Source organism: Cupriavidus sp. 05T313, from assembly GCF_056396665.1.
On record NZ_JBFTLX010000030.1, the window covers coordinates 1 to 19,544 of the forward strand.

The 19,544-nt window shown below is 63.9% G+C and carries 12 protein-coding genes and 1 pseudogene; 8 read left to right on the plus strand and 5 right to left on the minus strand.

Going from position 1 to position 19,544, the window contains the following annotated elements:
* The 4 genes from rimO to AC1DKD_RS09870 all read left to right on the plus strand — a co-directional run.
* A partial coding sequence (rimO, locus tag AC1DKD_RS09855; protein ID WP_477143227.1) for a 30S ribosomal protein S12 methylthiotransferase RimO occupies positions 1–892 on the plus strand: 892 nt, incomplete at its 5' end.
* Positions 893–995: 103 nt separating this feature from the next.
* On the plus strand, positions 996–2,180 hold the full coding sequence (gene bktB, locus AC1DKD_RS09860; RefSeq protein WP_441631216.1) for a beta-ketothiolase BktB: 1,185 nt from the start codon (positions 996–998) through the stop codon (positions 2,178–2,180).
* 12 nt (positions 2,181–2,192) lie between these two features.
* Positions 2,193–2,846, plus strand: a complete 654-nt coding sequence (locus tag AC1DKD_RS09865) for a hypothetical protein (RefSeq protein ID WP_441631214.1) — start codon at positions 2,193–2,195, stop codon at positions 2,844–2,846.
* A 105-nt stretch (positions 2,847–2,951) separates the two neighbouring features.
* The gene (locus tag AC1DKD_RS09870; protein ID WP_477111177.1) at positions 2,952–4,178 is read left to right on the plus strand and encodes a cystathionine beta-lyase; all 1,227 of its coding nucleotides are present in this window, start codon (positions 2,952–2,954) and stop codon (positions 4,176–4,178) included.
* Positions 4,179–4,238: 60 nt separating this feature from the next.
* Here the strand turns inward: AC1DKD_RS09870 and serB are convergent, their stop codons facing one another.
* A complete protein-coding gene (gene serB / locus AC1DKD_RS09875; RefSeq protein WP_441631210.1) occupies positions 4,239–5,093 on the minus strand; it encodes a phosphoserine phosphatase SerB in 855 nt (284 codons plus the stop codon).
* Between the two features lie 318 nt (positions 5,094–5,411).
* Here serB and AC1DKD_RS09880 point away from each other — a divergent pair.
* The 4 genes and pseudogenes from AC1DKD_RS09880 (at position 5,412) to AC1DKD_RS09895 (ending at position 11,317) form a co-directional block, all read left to right on the plus strand.
* Positions 5,412–5,653 (plus strand): annotated as a pseudogene (locus AC1DKD_RS09880) (type II toxin-antitoxin system Phd/YefM family antitoxin).
* A 495-nt stretch (positions 5,654–6,148) separates the two neighbouring features.
* The gene (locus AC1DKD_RS09885; protein ID WP_477111178.1) at positions 6,149–7,042 is read left to right on the plus strand and encodes a lecithin retinol acyltransferase family protein; all 894 of its coding nucleotides are present in this window, start codon (positions 6,149–6,151) and stop codon (positions 7,040–7,042) included.
* 149 nt (positions 7,043–7,191) lie between these two features.
* A complete protein-coding gene (locus tag AC1DKD_RS09890) occupies positions 7,192–8,952 on the plus strand; it encodes a DUF262 domain-containing protein (protein WP_477143228.1) in 1,761 nt (586 codons plus the stop codon).
* A gap of 25 nt (positions 8,953–8,977) precedes the next feature.
* On the plus strand, positions 8,978–11,317 hold the full coding sequence (locus AC1DKD_RS09895; protein ID WP_477111180.1) for a GmrSD restriction endonuclease domain-containing protein: 2,340 nt from the start codon (positions 8,978–8,980) through the stop codon (positions 11,315–11,317).
* Between the two features lie 278 nt (positions 11,318–11,595).
* On the opposite strand, the gene AC1DKD_RS09900 is transcribed toward AC1DKD_RS09895, so the two are convergent.
* From AC1DKD_RS09900 to mfd, 4 genes are all read right to left on the minus strand, one after another.
* Positions 11,596–12,984 carry an amidohydrolase gene (locus AC1DKD_RS09900; protein ID WP_477111181.1) on the minus strand — a complete coding sequence of 463 codons (1,389 nt, stop codon included), beginning with the start codon at positions 12,982–12,984 and terminating at the stop codon, positions 11,596–11,598.
* A 79-nt stretch (positions 12,985–13,063) separates the two neighbouring features.
* Positions 13,064–14,368: an MFS transporter gene (locus AC1DKD_RS09905; protein WP_441634006.1), complete on the minus strand. Its 1,305-nt coding sequence runs from the start codon at positions 14,366–14,368 to the stop codon at positions 13,064–13,066.
* An 80-nt stretch (positions 14,369–14,448) separates the two neighbouring features.
* Positions 14,449–15,654 (minus strand): acetylornithine deacetylase, encoded by a 1,206-nt coding sequence (gene argE / locus AC1DKD_RS09910; protein ID WP_441634008.1) that lies wholly within the window; start codon positions 15,652–15,654, stop codon positions 14,449–14,451.
* Positions 15,655–15,827: 173 nt separating this feature from the next.
* A complete protein-coding gene (gene mfd / locus AC1DKD_RS09915) occupies positions 15,828–19,289 on the minus strand; it encodes a transcription-repair coupling factor (RefSeq protein WP_441634010.1) in 3,462 nt (1,153 codons plus the stop codon).
* Between the last annotated feature and the right edge of the window lie 255 nt (positions 19,290–19,544).

Consider the following 19,544-nt stretch of genomic DNA (forward strand, 5'->3'; position numbering starts at 1 on the left):
TCGCTGCTCTTTCTGCATCATCCCTTCGATGCGCGGCGACCTGGTCTCGCGTCCGGTGGCGGAAGTCATGCTGGAAGCCGAGAACCTGTTCAAGTCCGGCGTCAAGGAACTGCTGGTGATCTCGCAGGACACCAGCGCGTACGGTGTGGATGTGAAGTACCGCACCGGCTTCTGGGACGGCCGCCCGCTCAAGACGCGCATGACCGAACTGGTCGCGGCGCTGGGCGAACTCGCCGCCAGGTACGGCGCCTGGGTCCGTCTGCATTACGTGTACCCGTACCCGCACGTCGACGAGATCATTCCGCTGATGTCGCAAGGCCATGTGCTGCCTTACCTGGATGTGCCGTTGCAGCACGCCCACCCGGACGTGCTCAAGCGCATGAAGCGCCCGGCCAATGCCGAGAAGACCATGGACCGCATCCGGGCCTGGCGCGAGATCTGCCCCGAACTGACCATCCGCAGCACCTTTATCGCGGGCTTCCCCGGCGAGACGGAGGAAGAGTTCCAGACGCTGCTGGACTTTATCGCCGAGGCCGAACTGGACCGCGTGGGCTGCTTTGCCTATTCGCCCGTAGAGGGTGCCACCGCCAACGATCTGCCAGGCGCCTTGCCTGACGAGGTCCGCGAAGAGCGCCGCGCGCGCTTCATGGAAGTGGCGGAGGAAGTGTCCGCCCGGCGGCTGCAGCGCAAGGTCGGGCAGACCCTGCGCGTGCTGGTCGACGAGGTCAACCAGGATGGCGGTATCGGCCGTTCCTCGGCTGACGCGCCGGAAATCGACGGCCTGGTTTATATCGACCCGCCGGCGCAAGGCTCGCCGCGCTACAAGGTCGGGGAATTCGTCTCGGTGAAGATCACCGGCGCCGATGGCCACGACCTCTGGGGCGAGGTCTGAGCCAGGCAAGGTCCGTGCGCTGCGATAGGTAAAAGTACGCTCGTTCGTTTTTTGCGGCGCGCCGTTATACTGTGCGCTGCAACATCAGCCCTGGAGACACAAAATGACACGTGAAGTGGTGGTGGTGAGCGGCGTCCGGACCGCAATCGGTACCTTTGGCGGCAGCCTGAAGGATCTTTCCCCGACCCAGATGGGCGCCATGGTCGTGCGCGAGGCGCTGGCCCGCGCGCAGGTCAGCGGCGATGAAGTTGGCCACGTGGTGTTCGGCAACGTCATCCAGACCGAGCCCAGGGACATGTACCTGGGTCGCGTGGCGGCAGTGGAGGGCGGCGTCACGATCGACGCGCCGGCACTGACCGTCAACCGCCTGTGCGGCTCGGGCCTGCAGGCCATTGTCAGCGCGGCGCAGACCATTTTGCTGGGCGATGCCGATGTGGCCATCGGCGGCGGGGCGGAGAGCATGAGCCGTGCTCCCTACCTGGCGCAATCGGCCCGCTGGGGGGCGCGCATGGGCGACGCCAAGATGCTCGACATGATGCTGGGCGCGCTCCACGATCCCTTCCACGGGATCCACATGGGCGTCACCGCCGAGAACGTGGCCAAGGAATACGACATCAGCCGCGGCCAGCAGGACGAGGCCGCGCTGGAGTCCCATCGCCGCGCCTCGGCAGCCATCCGTGCCGGCCACTTCAAGGACCAGATCCTGCCGGTCACGCTGAAGGGCCGCAAGGGCGACGTCACCTTCGACACCGACGAGCACGTGCGCCACGACGCGGTCCTGGAAGACATGACCAAGCTCAAGCCGGTCTTCGTGAAGGAAAACGGCACGGTCACCGCAGGCAACGCCTCGGGCCTGAACGACGCCGCTGCCGCCGTGGTGCTGATGGAGCGTGCCGAGGCCGAGAAGCGCGGCCTCAAGCCGCTGGCCCGCCTGGTTTCCTACGCCCACGCCGGCGTCGATCCCAAGACCATGGGCATTGGCCCCGTGCCGGCCACGAAGAAGGCGCTGGAGCGTGCCGGCCTGACCGTGGCGGACCTCGACGTGATCGAAGCCAACGAAGCCTTTGCCGCGCAAGCCTGCGCCGTCACCAAGGCGCTCGGGCTGGATCCGGCCAAGGTCAATCCGAACGGTTCGGGCATCTCACTGGGCCACCCGATCGGCGCCACCGGCGCGCTGATCACCGTCAAGGCGCTGTACGAGCTGCAGCGGGTGCAAGGCCGCTATGCACTGGTCACCATGTGCATCGGCGGCGGCCAGGGTATTGCGGCCATCTTCGAACGCATCTGATCCGAGGCTGACTTGCGGCGCGTAGCGACTCTATCCCTCTCCGTTTCCCTGTCACTGGCAACCGGACTGGCAGCGGCAACGCTGGCTGGCGCCGCGCTGGCCGCCGGCGGCACCGAGCTGTCCACGGGCACGCCCGGCGCCGGTACCGCCGGCAATAGTGCGGGCAGCCCAGAGGGCTTCGGCATCAACCAGGCGATCCGCGAGGGTGAGTCGAAACGCGGCACCCAGCTTTCCACCGGCGCGGCGCCCAAGGCGCTGGCGCCGCGTCCCGAATACGCGTCATTACCGGTCTACGTGGGCACGCTCGGCGACCAGCCGGTGCGCCTGCGGCTCGGGCCCAAGCCCGACGAGCGCGACAGCGTGCATGGCGAGTACAGCGTCGGCCGCGCCGGYGGCGTGCGCGTGCTGGCCGGCGAATATGAAAACGGCGCCTTCCTGATGGAAGAGTCCAATGACGGTACGCACGTCACTGGCAATTGGGAAGGCACCATCGACGGCGCCGGCGTGGTTCATGGCAACTGGACCGACCCCGTCAACCCGGCCATCGTGCTGCCCTTCATGATCCGGCCTTTGGGCGTGCTAGTGATCCCGCCCTTCGACATGACCCCCAACAGCGGCATCACCTACGCGCCGCCGCCGCCGAAATCGTCGATTTCCGGCCGCTGAGGGAGCGGGGCGGATAGCGCCGGGTAAGGCGCACGCAAGCCAACACGCCCCCGATTGCTGGTAAGCTCGAACGTTCATCGAGTCATTGCCAGACAAGGAATCGCCGTGTCCGACCGCCAGCCTCCCGAGAAGTCCGCTGCCCAACCCGCCTACCTGCAGACCGTGGCCGTCCAGCCCGAGCTGGATATCGCACCCGGCTTCGCTTCATTTTCCCCTCCCACGCATCGCGGCTCCACCGTGGTCTTCCGCAGCCTGGCGGAGTTGCGCGCACACGGCGACGGCGCCACGACCTACTGGCGCTACGGCCTGCATGCCACGCCCACCAGCGAAGCGCTGTGCCAGCATCTGGCGCTGATCGAGGGCGCGCGCAAGACGCTGCTGCTGCCATCCGGCCTCGCCGCTATCTCGCAGGTGTACTTCGCGCTGGTCAAGTCGGGCGATGACGTGCTGGTCCCGGACAACGTCTACGGCCCTAACCGCGACCACGGCGAATGGCTGGCGCGGGACTTCGGCGTGTCGGTCCGCTATTACGATCCGATGATCGGCGCCGGGATTGCCGGCCTGATCCGCCCCAATACCCGCCTGATCTGGATGGAGTCGCCGGGGTCGGTGACGATGGAAGTGCCCGACACCGAGGCCATCGTGGCCGCGGCGAAGGCGCGTGGCGTGCTCACCGCGATCGACAACACCTGGTCGGCGGGCGTCTATTTCCGGCCCTTCGACAAGGGCATCGACATCTCGGTGCAAGCGCTGACCAAATACCAGTCGGGCGGCGGCGACGTGCTGATGGGCGCCGTGCTGACCCGCGACGAAAAGCTCCACGACCGCCTCAGGCGTGCCCGCATGCTGATGGGCTGGGGCGTGTCGGCGGACGATTGCTACCTGGTGCTGCGCTCGCTGCCGAGCATGCCGGTCAGGCTGGCGGCACACGACCGCGCCGCGCGCGAAGTGGCTGAATGGCTCTGCCAGCGCCCGGAGGTGGTCAAGGTCCTGCACCCGGCCTTGCCGGACTGTCCGGGGCATGACTTCTGGCGGCGCGATTTCAGCGGCGCCACCGGCTTGTTCTCGGTCGTGCTGCATGCGCGCTATACGCGGGCCCAGGTCGATGCCTTTGTCGAGGCGCTGCGGCTGTTCGCGATCGGCTGGTCGTGGGGCGGAGCGCACAGCCTCGCGGTGCCGTATCACGTCCAGACCATGCGTCCCCAGGGCAGCTGGCCGCCAGCGGGCTGGCAAAACGCCGGCGAACTGGTACGCCTCTACATCGGGCTGGAGGATACCCGCGACCTGATCGCCGACTTGCGCGGCGCGATGGAGTCGCAACTGGTGGCATGACATGGAACGGGCTGCGCCGGACATGATCCGGGGCGGCCCATCACTTGGTCACTTGGTCATTTAATGCGGAAACAGTTGCAGCAAGCCGTCCAGCCCGACGTGGTTGAACGCAACGCTTGCCTGCGCGCGCACCACCGGCTTGGCCCGGAAGGCCACCGACAGGCCGGCCACGGCCATCATCTTGAGATCGTTGGAGCCATCGCCCATGACGATGGCCTGGGACGGCTCCACGCCGATCTGCGCGCACATTTCCTGCACCGTGCGGGCCTTGACGTCGGCATTGACGATCTCGCCCAGCACCTGGCCGGTGAGCTTGCCGTCAATGATCTCCAGCGTATTCGCGCGGGTGACATCGAGTTTCAGCCGAGGCTTGAGCTTCTCGGTGAAATGCACGAAGCCGCCTGAAACCAGCAGGGTGCGCATGCCCAGGGCCTGCACGGTCCGCAGCATGTCTTCCGCGCCGGGCGACAGGCGCAGGCGCTCTTCATACACGCGGTCCAGCACGCTGGCGTCCAAGCCCTTTAGCAGGGCCACGCGGCGGCGCAGGCTTTCGTTGAAGTCGGTGATCTCGCCGCGCATGGCGGCTTCGGTGATGGCCGAGACCTCGGCCTTGAGGCCGCAGAAATCGGCGATCTCGTCGATGCACTCGATGGTGATCAGCGTGGAGTCCATATCCATCGCCACCAGCTTGAAATCCGAGAGCTTGCGGCCGGCGGGCACGATGGCCCAGTCGATGGCACGGGGGGCACAGCAGGCGTCGAGCGCTTCACGCAGGGCGGGCGTCAGTGGTGCGCTGTCGCTGGCCGTTGCCACGGTTTCGTCACGCAGTGCGAGGGAAGGCGCGTGGGCAAGCGTGCGGATGGCATCGATGTCGGCGGAAGCGAGCGGGGCGAGGCTTTGCAGGATCAGGGGCATGGCGGGGGCGCCGCGCGGCGAGGGCGTGGCGGCGGGTGCGTTGAATGCGGAGACCGTGCCGCGCTAGGCGGCGAAGGACAGTATTGTAACTGCCCCTGTGCCTGCCTCATAACGGGCAGCGAATTCGAGGTCGGCAGGTCCGTTGGCCGCACGCAATCGGGCAGCCGGCCGCTGTTTGCAGTGAGCCGTGGCTAAAGTTGCGGGCGTGACGAATGTTGTGATCCCTGCCGGGGCGAGGACGACAAGTGACCGACCGCTGTATGGCGTGTCCCTCTTCAATCTGACTCAGCCCACAAGGCATTGTTTAACTGGACCGATATGCGAACCATCAATCACCATGAGGCGAAGAGGCAACTTTCGCGGCTCCTCGAGAAGGCAGCGAGGGGGCGTTCGTGATTGCCAAGGCCGGCAAGTCACTCGTGAAGGTGATTCCGCTAAACGTGCCAGAGGCCGGCCAGGTGAAACGGCTGGGTTTCATGGTCGGCCAGATCACCGTGCCGGACGATTTTGACCGGATGGGAACTACCGAAATCGAACGGCTTTTCGGCGGCGACGCATGAAGCTGCTACTGCACACGCATCTATTACTGTGGGCGGCAGGCGTCCCGGAGTGCTAGCGGGAGCCAACTTGCAGCCGGCTCCCCCCGCATGCTTACGCCGTCGGCGTGCCGGCCCCGTTGATGTCACCGCCCTCACACCGCGCGGCCAGTTCGCTCAACACCAGCGACAAGGTTGGAAGACCGGACAAAGGAACCGGCAGGGCCGAAGCCCTCCTCGCCAAGCAGTGTGACCAACATGGGTCGAGAGGCGGTTGAATGTCATAGCTGCTTTATATGACCGCTTCCGTTGGAGCCGTTGGCCAATCCGGCACTCGATGCCTCCTTTCCGTCAGGTCTCGGTAGTATGGCCAAACTCGATCTCTCGGCAGTGCCGCCTAGAATTCAGCAACAGCAGTGGGCGGTGGAATTGCCGCGGGAAAGGGTCGCGCCATAACGTATGTAGTGGCCTGCCCAGTGTGACACCCTAAAGTCTGTCTTTCTTGCTTCCGATATACCGATGGCAGATAAACCAACGGTATTTTTGGAAGACATGGCGACTGTCTACGAACTCAAAGGTGGAGACCACATCTACGTCCGGCGTCTCGGATACTCGCACCACGGCCTGTATCTTGGCGATGGTCAGGTAATCCAGTATTCCGGGCACTCGTCTGATGATCTGATGGGCAAGATCGAAGTCGTTCCCATGCATGATTTTGTCGGCGATACAGGAGGTGAGGTCAAAGTCCGGCTATATGAAAAGCGTCGCTTTGGGCGAACTGCCAGCATTGCCCGCGCGCTGGGTCGGCTGGGTGAGAAGCTCTATAACGTCATTCTCAACAACTGCGAGCACTTTGTTACGTGGTGTATCACGGGATGGCACTCAAGCCGTCAGGTCAACAGGGCGGCGAAGTTTGTCTACGATGTTTATCGCTTGTCGCGCGTCACATTGAACACGCTGCTCACGCATTCATGGGCACTCAGCGATCTGCTCGATCCACGTTCGTTGATGTATCGACTTGCCAAGCGCGTGGCAGCGGCGATGGCCAAGAGGGCGACCAAGGCCATCGCCTCGCCGAATGCAAGGATGGCCGCCCGGATATTGACCGAAGGTATCAATGCATCGATGAAGATTGCCGGCGCCACGATCATGCCGGTGGGATTCGCCATTGTCATTGCCGCCCACACGGCTCTGGAGTTATTATCGGCCGCGACCGGCATTCCTGTTCAGAGCCTGCCGCGCGCCATTATCGGGGTAGTCCGGGCGGTAGTGACGAAGATCTGTGCAACAGCGAAGGGCGTCTTTCGCAAGGCCGTCGACATGGTCAGAAGCATTGGCCAGCGGATATGGGATGGAGTCGGAAAGCGGATCGGGGGAATCTTCCGCTGGGCGCAGGACGTGTTGTGGTGGTGAAGATGTGCGTCGTCACGAGGGTCAGGTTGGCTTCACGGTGCTGCCCCGACGCTGTGTGGCGGAGCGTACGTTCGGCTGAATGATTCGCTGGCATCGCCAGGTCAGTGACTACGAGCAGCCTCTATGAAAATAACAGATGGAAGAAGCGGATGACAGCACTCTCTTCGACGACCGCGCCGGTAAGCAGCGGTCAATCGTACGCACTGAAACACAAGACGGTAGGCGACATACGCGGGCATTTCTTCGTGCCGAGCTATCAGCGTGGTTACCGGTGGGATCCATCGGACGTCATGCGCCTGCTCGACGACATCTGGGACAGCGGGGGCAAGGGCTACAGCTTGCAGCCGATCGTCGTGAAGTTGCACCGCAATGCGGAACAGCCCGAGAAGAAGGAGTGGGAGCTGATTGACGGCCAGCAGCGGCTGACCACGCTTTACCTAATCTTCCGATACATGGAGAAGGATGCGAAGCAGGGTTTCGGCGCGCCTTACTCGATTTTCTATCAAACTCGCGCAGGTAGCCAGGAATACCTAAATACGCTCGACGAAGCGATCCACGGTACGAACATCGACTACTTTCACCTCTACCAGGCGTACCAGGCTATCGACACATGGTTCAAACGCCGTGGCGACATCTATGCGCGCAACCATGCGGCGGGAAAGATTCATTGCTACCTGTTCGAATCAGTGCGCGTGATCTGGTATGAGGCGCCATTCGACGTTAAGGCCATTCCTCYTTTCACCCGGCTCAATGTAGGTCGTATCCCGCTAACCGATGCAGAACTCGTCAAAGCCGCGCTTCTCTCCAAGGCACGCAGCGTGTCGCCCGATCGCGCACACGAAATCGCGGCGCAGTGGGACGGCATCGAGCGCGATCTGCATCGCCCGGACATCTGGTCGTTCATTGCCGGCCTGCAATCTGGCGCGGACGACGAACGATACCCCACGCGCATCAGCCTGCTGCTCGACACGCTGGCTGACCAGCAGCCTCGCGACAACGACGCAGGTCAGCGTCATCACACCTTCGACGCGTTGCAGGGACTCATCGAGAAAGACTTCTCGGGCTTCTGGAAAAAAGTTATCGCGCTGCATGCGCAGATTCTCGGTTGGCACGACGTCCCGGGCGCGTACAACCGGATTGGCTACCTCGTTGCCACGGGCGCGAAAATCGGTGATGTCGTCACCGCAGCAAAAGGCAAACGCAAGAGTGAATTCGAGCAATACCTGACGCTCAGTATCAGGGCCCGCCTGGGCGTGGGGGATGACGATCTCGACGATCTCGACTATGAAGAGAAAAAGCGCGGCTATCCGAAACTTCTCGATCTGCTGCTTCTCATGAATGTCGAAACGTGCAGCCGGGCCGGGCTGCGCTTTCCGTTCGTCCAACACGTTGGGCAGAGCTGGTCACTCGAACATATTCACGCGCAGAATGCGGATGCACTCAACAAGGCGGAGCAGTGGCGGACATGGCTCAGCACGCACGAACGCGCGATCGAGGCACTCGGCACGCACAACGAAAGTCGCACACGATTGAATGCGGACATTCAGGCCGCCATCAACGAAATAGATAGCGGCAGGTCTGGCGGGTTCACCGGCGAACGGTTCAACGCGTTGAGCATGCGGATACTGCAACTGCTGAACACCGACACACTGGCGGATCATTCCATTCGCAACCTCGCACTGCTGTCGAGCAGCGACAACAGCCGCCTGAACAGTTCGGTTTTCGAAGTGAAGCGCCAGATGATCCTGGAGCTGGATCGCGCGGGGAAATACGTGCCGCCGTGCACGCGGAACGTGTTCCTGAAGTACTACGCGGCCGCCGATGCGCAGCAACCGCATTTCTGGAGTGAACAGGACAAGACGAGTTATCTCGACGCGATTCGCGACCTGCTCAAACCGTACCTTAGCTAATTTCCGCGGAATTACTTTCTTCTCCATGAATGCTCCTCTATCTCAGTCTTCGGTGCCTTCGGTGTCTTCGGTGCCTCCGTCGCTCGTCAGCTTCGCCACGCTCTTTGGACGGGAAATCTGCAACCTCGTGATAGCCGAGGTCGAGATTCCGCTCATTCAGCGCGATTACGCACAAGGCCGGAAAACACAAGCTGTCAAGCGGATTCGTGAACAGTTTGTCGTTACGCTATGCGACGCGTTGATGCCCGAAGGCGATCCCGTGGACCTCGATTTCGTATTCGGTGACGTGGAAGAGTCTGGCAAGTTCGCGCCTCTCGACGGCCAGCAACGATTGACCACGCTGTTCCTTCTGCAGTGTTATCTTGCCTGGCGAACGGGCGTGGACATCACCCAGCAGCCCTGGTCCCGCTTCAGCTATGCGACGCGACCCGGCGCGCGCGACTTCTGCTCATTCCTCGCGAGCTGCCGTCCGGAATTCGACGGACGCCTGTCCGCATGGATCACGGACCAGCCTGGCTATCTGCCGACGTGGCGACACGATCCGACCATTCAGTCCATGCTGACCGTGCTGGATACGCTCGACGCCACCTTCGCGAAGGCAGGCTTCTCCGACTTTCGTACCGCATGGGAGAATCTCACCAACACGCTGAACCCGGCAATCCGCTTCCACGTGCTGCCAGTAAAGGCAAACGGCCTGACCGACAGCCTGTACATCAAGATGAATTCGCGTGGCAAACCGCTCACCGACTTCGAGAACTTCAAGGCGCATTTCGAAGCACTGTTAAGGAAGGCAGAGGATCCGAAAATAGCCGATGATTTCACCAAGAAGGTCGATACCGTATGGTCCGACATTCTCTGGCCGTATCGCGACACCGGCAATCTCATCGATAACGAGTTCCTGAGCTATTTCCGCTTTATTACCGAAGTCAACGCGTGGCGAGCCAACATCGAATTCAACTCGCGGACGCGAGACGATGATCTGGCAGAGCGGGTCTATGGCGCGCAGGCTTCTCGCGCTAGCGAGAGTGTCGAGTTTCTCTTCCACGCTTTCGACACATGGAAAGACCTGGACATCCGGACGGAGTTCGCCAGGTACTTTCGTGCCAGTACCACGACTTCGAATAACGGCGACGGCGCACTACTCCTGTTCAATCCGATCGATAAAGAAGGTGTCGACTTATTCGGCGCCTGCTGCCGGCACTACGGCAACAACGGATGGACCCTGGCTCATACGCTGCTCTTCTACGGTGTACTGGTGCATCGCAGGGAAGCGGAAAGCGGGCAACCCAACCGACTCCGTCTGATCCGGAATCTGATTGAAGCGTCGAAGGACGAGATCCGCACCGGCGAGCGCAACAGCATGCCGCGTTTGCTGGAAGAGATCGTCGGGATTGTCCATAATGGAGACCTTGCGAAAGTTGTCACGTTCAACCAGGCTCAGGTCAGGAACGAGATCGCGAAGGCCGATATGCTACGCGCCGCGCCGGAACTGGAAGCAGATCTTTACAATCTGGAGGACCACGATCTGTTGCGCGGCGGCCTCACCGTTTTCGATCTCGACACCGCTCATTTCAGCGCGCGTGCCCAGGCGTTTATCTCGACATTCGATAAGGCCGCTCAAGGGCAAAGCTGGAAGGACGTCACCGCCGCACTGCTCGCGAAAGGCGATTATTCGCGTAAAGAGCTGCGTGGGTCGAACCATACTCTGGCGGATTTCGGCGCRCCCCGAAACGACGAGCCCTGGCGTGAACTCTTCCGCGGCAAAAAAGGCGAAAGCACTCACCCGGCCCTGAACCCCTTGGTGGCGTTTCTGGATGACATTATCGGGAATCAGCTCACGCCGGCAGCGATTCGCCAATCCTACCTCGACGCGAGCGGTACTGCCAAAGACTGGCGATACTATTTCGTCAAATACGAGGCAATGCGTGACGGCGCGTCGGGCCGCTACACGCTCAGCCCCAAGGGCGGGTATCAGGCCTGCATGCTGAACAAAGCGCGAATGAGCAGCAACTATCGCGACCCCTACCTGCTTGCGATCGTTGTCAAGAGCGGCCTGGCGAGAAACCGGATCGCCAACGCGGGTTGGCCGAACAGTTTCTCTGGATTCGAAACGGCGCGACGAGCCCTTGTTCTCGTCAATAGCGGCTTGGAGATCCGCAGTGTTGCCGAGGGATGGGAAGTCGCGGGCGTGCCCAGCGCCGCGGTGCATCGCGAAGCCTGGGACAGCACCTGCAAGTCGCTCGGCATGGATACGAGTACCGCTACGCGACTCTACGCGATACCGCAAACCGGTGGCGTCGACAATGAAGATCGAGTCGAGAAAGGCGCCCAACTTTTGCACCACATGGCAGAGTGCGACCTCTGATGTGCCGCTGACAGACCGGGCGTCTCCGGTCTGTCTCAAGCGATTACCTCTGATCGGCGCTGCCGTATGTGGCATTGTGGCATCGATGCTGGGCCCTTGAGCTGGACTCTGTGCTCCGGCCGGATGCCGGCGCGGCTCTTCACAGATATTCGTTTTCGTCTTTCCTATCCTGTACTCGGCTTTCTGTATTGAACGGCCGCAGCCGGAAGCAGTCATCGCCCATAACAGCCTTCCAAACAGACGAGATCACCCCGACCATCGCCCGCCCGGCAATCCCCCTATCGCTGCACCATAGTCATATAGTCGACCGTCAAACCAGCCAACGCCCTGACCCCATTCACCAACGCCGCCTCGTCCACATAAAACTCCGGCGAATGATTCGCGGGTGCCTTGTTCACATCCGTCCCCTTGGGCGTCACCCCCAGGTTAAAGAACAACCCCGGCACCTTCTCCTGATAGAACGAGAAGTCCTCGGAAGCCGTCAGCTTCGGGCTAATCATCCAGTTCCCGTCCCCCGCCACACGCTTGAGCGTGGGCGCCATCTTCTCGGTCAGCGTCGGCTGGTTGACGGTGGCGTTGTAGAGTTCCAGCACCTTGAAATTCGCCTCGGCGCCGGCGCTGGCGGCGATGGCTTCGGTGGTGCGTTTCATGCGGGCGTGGATGTCCTTCCTCATGCCTTCGTGGTAGGTGCGGATGGTGCCCTTCATCTCGACCATTTCAGGCACGATGTTCATGCGGTTGCCGCCATGGATGGTGCCCACGGTGATGACGGACGGTTCCAGCATGGCGTCGACCTGGCGGCTCTGGATGGTCTGCAGGCCGAGCACGATCTGGGAGGCCACCACGATGGGGTCGATGCCACCCCAGGGCAGTGCACCGTGGGTCTGGCGGCCTTTGACGTCGATGCGGAACTGGTCGGCGGCGGCCATGGCGGGGCCGCTGCGCCAGCCGAGCTTGCCAGACTCGATGCCGCTGCTCACGTGCAGGCCGAAGATGGCATCCACCTTGGGATTGTCCAGCACGCCTTCCGCCACCATCTGCTTGGCGCCCCACATATTGCTGCCGTCAGGCTCGAAATCCGCCGGGCTTTCCTCGGCCGGCTGGAAGATGAACTTGACCGTGCCGGGCAACTGGTCCTTCATGCCGGCCAGCACCTCTGCCGTTGCCATCAGGATCGCGACGTGCGTGTCATGCCCGCAGGCGTGCATCACGTCCACCTCCTTGCCCAGGAACAGGCCCTTGGCCTTGGAGGCGAAGGGCACGTCCACGCGTTCCTTGACCGGCAGCGCATCCATGTCCGCGCGCAGCGCCACCACCGGACCCGGCTTGCCGCCCTTGAGCACGCCTACCACGCCGGTCTTGGCTACGCCCGTCTTCACCTCCATGCCGAGCTTGCGCAGGTGGTCCGCCACCAGCCTGGAGGTGCGGACCTCGTAGTTGCCAAGCTCCGGGTGCTGGTGGATATCGCGGCGCCAGGCGATCAGTTGCGCCTCGACCGCCTTGGCGCGGGTGTCGATCTGCGCCTGCAGGCTTTCGCCGCTGGCGCCTTGGGCTTGTGCGGCGGGGACGAGACAGAGCAGGCCGGCGGCCAGCGAGAGTGCGGACAGGCCAGCACGCAGTGTGGAGCGCGTGGACGTTTGGGAACGATGGGCTTGTTGCACAGCCATGAAGTGGTCTCCTTGATTTTGCTGTCGACCCTGAAAAACGGGGCCTGGCCCGGCCCCGCAACCGTATGCGTACCGCGCCTCAGCGGATGCCCAGGCGCGCGCGCGTCTGGCCCAGCGCCACCAGGCTCACCACAGCGCAGGCCATCAGGTAGAAGCTCGGCGCCAGCTTGCTGCCGGTGGCGCCGATCAGCCAGGTCAGGATGAAGGGCGCAAAGCCGCCGAACAGTGTCACCGCGATGTTGTAGGACAGAGAGAGGCCGGTCGTGCGCGTCTTGACAGGGAAGATCTCCGACGCCAGCGCGGGCAGCGCGCCGAAGTACAGCGTCATCATCAGCCCCAGCGCCACCTGCACCGCCAGCATCATGCCGAAGCCAGGATAGTGGCTGAGCAGCCAGAACAGCGGCCAGATCGACACCAGCAGGAGGACCGCGGCGATGCGCATGGGCGCGATGCGGCCGTAGCGATCCGACCAGTGCCCGACCAGCGGCGAGAACAGCATCTGCACCATGCCCGTGGCCAGGGTGGCAGCGAATGCGGTCGAGGGTGGCAGGCCCAGCTGCTTGACGGCATAGGTCGGCATGTACAGCACGAGATAAGTCGACACCGTGGCGACAATCACCACGCCCATCGCCAGCAGCAGGCGTTCCTTCTGGTGGCCAAGCGTGTCGCGCAGCGGCGTGTCGGTGGTTTCGGCATGGAGGAATTCGGGTGTTTCGTCGACATGGCGGCGGATGTAGTAAGCCACCGGGCCGATCAGCAGGCCGAACAGGAAGGGCACGCGCCAGCCCCAGGATTGCATCTGCTCGGGCGCGAGCGTGGTGGTGAGCACGGCGCCGAAGCCCGCCGCGAGCAGGGTGGTCAGGCCCTGGCTGGCGACCTGGAAGCTCGAGTAAAAGCCGCGCCGGTCGGGGGCATGCTCTGCCAGGAAAGCCGTCGCGCTGCCGAACTCGCCGCCTGCGGAGAAGCCCTGGATCATGCGCGCCAGCACGATGCCGACAGGTGCCAGCACGCCGATCGAGGCATAGGTGGGTAGCAGCGCGATGATCAGCGTACCCACCATCATCAGCAGGATCGACAGCGTCAGCGCGGCGCGGCGGCCTTTGCGGTCGGCATAGACGCCGATCACGATGGCCCCCAGCGGCCGCATGAAGAACGACACGCCGAACGTGCCCAGCGTCAGCAACAGCGAGGTGGTTTCGTCGTGGTTGGGAAAGAACAGCGCGGAGATGGTGACGGCGAAGAAGCCGTAGACGACCAGGTCGAACCACTCCAGGGCATTGCCGATGGAGGCCGATATCACCGCGCGCCAGGGATGGCGCGAAACGGGCGCTGCCGCCTGCGCCGCGCCGGTGTTGCCGGTACCGCTTGCCGATACTGCTGTCATGGTGTCTCCCTGTTATTTTTGGACATGACGCAACAACCGGCCCGCCGCGGAGGCGGGCCGTCCACAACGCAAAAAACGGCTTAGTTCACCCGCAGGCTGTCGACCACCTTGTGCAGGAACGACTCGCAGGCGGCGAGTTGTTCCAGTTCGACGAACTCGTCGGGCTTGTGCGCCTGCTGGATATCGCCGGGGCCGCATACCACGGCCGGGATGCCGGCGCGCTGGAACAGGCCGGCCTCGGTGCCATAGGCGACCTTGTTGACGTCACGGTCGGCGGTGAGCGCGCGCACCAGTTGCGTGATGGCTTCCTGCTCGGCCACGTCGAGCGACGGCGCGGCGGCGATCTTGCTGATGGTGAGGCCGGCGTCGCCGTGCTCGGCGCGCATCCTGGGCAGCAGCACCTCGTTGGCGTAGCCCTGGATGCGGGCGAAGATGGCTTCGGGATCGACCCCCGGCAGGTTGCGGAACTCGAACACGAACTCGCACAGCGCCGGGATGGTATTGAGCGCGATACCGCCCTGGATGGTGCCGGTCTGGGCGGTGGTGAAGGGCACGTCGAAGTCGCGGTCGTAGGGGCCGTTGGCCTTGAACTCGTCGGCGATGTCGCGGATGAAGCAGATCAGGCGCGCGGCGTACTCGATGGCATTGACGCCCTTGGGCGTGAGCGACGAATGCGCGGCCTGGCCCTTGACGCAGCAGCGGTAGGCATTGATGCCCTTGTGCGCCACGATCACGCGCATGCTGGTGGGCTCTCCCACGATGCAGCCGGCCGGGCGCACGCCGCGATCGCGCAGTTCGGCCAGCAGGTAGGGCGCGCCCATGCAGCCGATCTCTTCGTCGAAGGACAGCGCGTAGTGCACCGGCTCGCGCAACTTGGCCTGCAGGATGGTGGGCAGCAGCGCCAGGCTGGTGCCGATGAAGCCTTTCATGTCGCAGGTGCCGCGACCGTACAGGCGGCCGTCGCGGATCACCGGCTTGAACGGATCGGTGGTCCAGTTCTGGCCGTCCACCGGTACCACGTCGGTGTGGCCCGACAGCACGATGCCGCCATCGGTGCTGCCGTCTGCGGCGGGCACGGTGACGAACAGGTTGGCCTTGTCGCCCTGCGGGTTGTAGGTCAGGTGGGGGCGCAGACCCTTGGCCAGGAAATGATCGCGCACCGCTTCGATCAGGCCGAGGTTGGAATGGCGGCTGGTGGTGTCGTAGCTGACCAGGCGCTGGGTCCAGTCGAGCGCGCTGCCACGGTTGGCGGCATCGGCAGGCTTGCTGAGGGTATCGGCTTGCATGGCTTGGGGCCTTTGGCTTTGGGTAACGTGTTAACGTGTTAAGTGAACGATGCTACACCGAGGCGGGCTGAAGGTCCATGCACGGTGCACCATCGCCGCCCGCTCCCGCTCCCGCACCCGCGGCAATGCGCCGGAAGCGGGTAGCAGGGTGGCGGGGTAGCGCGGAGCAATGATCAGGCCAGTTGGCGCAACGTATGCTTGATCGTTTGCGCGCGCACTGCAATATCGGGCATCTTGGCCTCGATGCGCAGCTTGTCCTGGCCGGCGAGCTTGATGTGCCGGTTCTTCTGCACCAGGTCGATGATCTTCATCGCATCGATCGGCGGGTTGGGCAGGAACTGCATGCTGATCGCCGCATCGCTGGCGTCGATCTTGCGCACGCCCAGCGGCACGGCGGCAATGCGCAGCCGGTGGGTTTCGATCAGCGCCTGCGCCTGCGGCGGCAGCCGGCCGAAGCGGTCGATCAGCTCCTCCTGGATATCGTCCACGCGCTCGGCCGCTTCGCAGTTGGCCAGGCGCTTGTACAGCGACAGGCGTTCGTGCACGTCGGTGCAATAGTCGCTGGGCAGCAGGGCCGGGGTGCCGAGGTTGATTTCGGTGGTGGCCGCCAGCGGCGCCATCAGGTCGGGCTCCTTGCCGGCCTTGAGCGCCTTGACGGCGGCATTGAGCATGTCGGTGTAGAGCTGGAAGCCGATCTCGTGGATCTCGCCGGATTGCTTGTCGCCCAGCACTTCGCCCGCGCCGCGGATCTCCAGGTCGTGCATGGCCAGGTAGAAGCCCGAGCCCAGTTCTTCCATCTGCTGKATGGCTTCGAGACGGCGCTGCGCCAGCTTGCTCAGGCCGTCCACATCGTGCACCAGCATGTAGGCGTAGGCCTGGTGGTGCGAGCGCCCGACGCGGCCGCGCAACTGGTGCAGCTGCGCCAGGCCGAACTTGTCGGAGCGGTGGATCAGGATGGTGTTGGCGGTCGGCACGTCGATGCCGGTCTCGATGATGGTGGTGCACAGCAGGATGTTGTCGCGGCGCGCGACGAAGTCCCGCATCACGCGCTCCAGCTCGCGCTCGTGCATCTGCCCGTGCGCCACCGCGATGCGGGCTTCCGGTACCAGTTCGGCGAGCTTGGCGCGCTTGTTCTCGATGGTGTCGACTTCGTTGTGCAGGAAGTAGACCTGCCCGCCGCGCTTGAGCTCGCGCAGGATGGCCTCGCGCACCACGCCGTCTTCCTCGCGCCGCACGAAGGTCTTGATGGCCAGGCGCTTTTGCGGCGCGGTGGCGATCACCGAGAAATCGCGCAGGCCTTCGAGCGCCATGCCCAGCGTGCGGGGGATTGGCGTGGCGGTCAGGGTCAGCACGTCGACCTCGGCGCGCAGGGTCTTGAGCATTTCCTTCTGGCGCACGCCAAAGCGGTGTTCCTCATCGATAACGACCAGCCCGAGGCGCTGGAACTTGACATCGTCCGACAGCATCTTGTGCGTGCCGATCACGATGTCGGCGGTGCCGTCGTTGATCTGCTTGATGGCGCCGTCGATCTCCTTCTTGGTCTTGAAGCGCGACAGCTCCACGATCCGCACCGGCCATTCGGCGAAGCGGTCGGAGAGATTCTGGAAATGCTGCTCGGCCAGCAGCGTGGTGGGCGCCAGGATGGCCACCTGCTTGCCGCCCATGACCGCGACGAAGGCGGCGCGCAACGCGACTTCGGTCTTGCCGAAGCCCACATCGCCGCATACCAGGCGATCCATCGGCTTGCCCGAGGTCATGTCGGCAATCACCGCGGCGATGGCGGCGGCCTGGTCCGGTGTTTCCTCGAAGCCAAAGCTCTCGGCGAATTTCTCGTAGTCCCTGGGCGTGAGTTCGAAGGCATGGCCCTGGCGCAAGGCGCGGCGCGCGTACAGGTTGAGCAGTTCGGCGGCCGTATCGCGGATTTGCTGCGCGGCTTTGCGTTTCGCGCGGTCCCACTGGCCGGAGCCGAGCTGGTGCAGCGGCGCGGTGTCCGGATCGGCGCCGGAGTAGCGCGAGATCACGTGCAACTGGTGCACCGGCACGTACAGCTTGCTGCCTTTCTCGTAATCCAGGTGCAGGAATTCCTCTTCGCCCTGGCCCATGTCGAGCGTGACCAGGCCCTGATAGCGGCCGATGCCGTGTTCGCTGTGCACCACGGGGTCGCCGATCTTGAGCTCGGCCAGGTCGCGCACCATCGAGTCGACCGCGCTGGCTTGTTCCTGCTTGCGCCGGCCCGTGCGGCGCGCGGTGCCGGCATACAGCTCGGCCTCGGTGACAAAGGCCAGCGGCGCGATGCCGTCCGCGCCGGCCAGGGCGAAGCCGCTTTGCAGCGGCGCCACCACGATGGAGAAATGCGAGTCGCCGGCCAGGAAGGCGGCAAAGTCGTCGATCGGCTGCGGGCGCAGCCCGCTTTCGCCGAACAGCTGCAGCAGGGTTTCGCGCCGGCCGGCGGAGTCGGCGCACATCAGCACGCGCCGGTCCTTCTTCAGCAGCAGGGCTTCGAGGTTGACCAGCGGGTCTTCGGCGCGGCGGTTGACCGAGACATCGGGCAGCGGTTCGGCCAGCGGCGTAGTGTCCGCACTGGCGGCAGCCTGCAGCACCAGCCGCGCCAGCGGCTTGGCGCCGGCGAAGAACTGTTCCTCCAGCAGGAACAGCGCCGCGGGCGGCAGCAGCGGCCGCTCGCGGTCATGGCGCATGAAGTTGTAGCGCTGCGTGGTATCGGCCCAGAAACGGCGGATCGCCTCGTGTACATCGCCGACGTAGGCGATCTGGCTATCGGCCGGCAGGTAATCGAAGACGGTGGCCGAGCTTTCGAAGAACAGCGGCAGGTAGTACTCGATGCCGGCCGACGGTACGCCGTTGCCAATGTCCTTGTAGATCGTCGATTTGCTCGGATCGCCTTCGAACAGTTCGCGCCAGCGGCCGCGGAAGGCGGTGCGCGCGGCTTCGTCGAGCGGAAACTCGCGGCCGGGCAGCAAGCGCACTTCCTTGACCGGGTAAAGGCTGCGCTGGGTGTCGGGGTCGAAGGCGCGGATGGTTTCGATTTCCTCGCCGAACAGGTCGATACGGTACGGCAGCGGCGAGCCCATCGGGAACAGGTCGATCAGGCCGCCGCGCACGCTGTACTCGCCGGGCCGCATGACGGCGCTGACATGCTCGTATCCGGCCAGCGTGAACTGTGCCTTGAGCGCGGCTTCGTCGAGCTTCTCGCCCTGCTTGAAGAAGAATGTGTAGGCCGCCAGGAAAGCAGGCGGTGCCAGCCGGTAGAGCGCGGTCTGCGCCGGCACCAGCATGATGTCGCACTGGCCGCCCTGGATGTCGTGCAAGGTGGCCAGCCGCTCGGAGACCAGGTCCTGGTGCGGCGAGAAACTGTCGTAGGGCAGGGTTTCCCAGTCGGGCAGCAGGCGCACCCGCAAGTCCGGCGCGAACCAGGGGATTTCCTCGGCCAGTCGCTGGGCGTCGATTGCATTGGCGCACATCACCGCCAGCATCGGCACGCGCTCGCGGTGCTGGCTGGCGTAGGCGGCCAGCGCCAGGGCGTCGGCGGAGCCGGCCAGGCCGGACACGGTGTTGCGCTGGCCGGCCTTGACCAAGGGGAGGTTGGCGAAGGGGGCGGGACGATTGGCTTCAGGCATCGGGTGCGGGCTGGCTTGGTGGCTTGCTTGGGGCGTTGCGGACGTTGCAGGCGGTATGTGCTGTGCGTGTGCGTACGGTTGCGGGCAAGAAAGCGTGCCATGCAACAGCGACACCCCGCCGGCGTTGCGGGCGGGGTGCAGGCGGAGCAGGCGGYGCTCACAGGAACAAAGGCACTGCGCTTTCGTCGCCCGCATGTCCGCGGGCGAAGGCCGTATTATAGAATGCGCTCCGAAATCCGCGTTTTCAATGCCTTG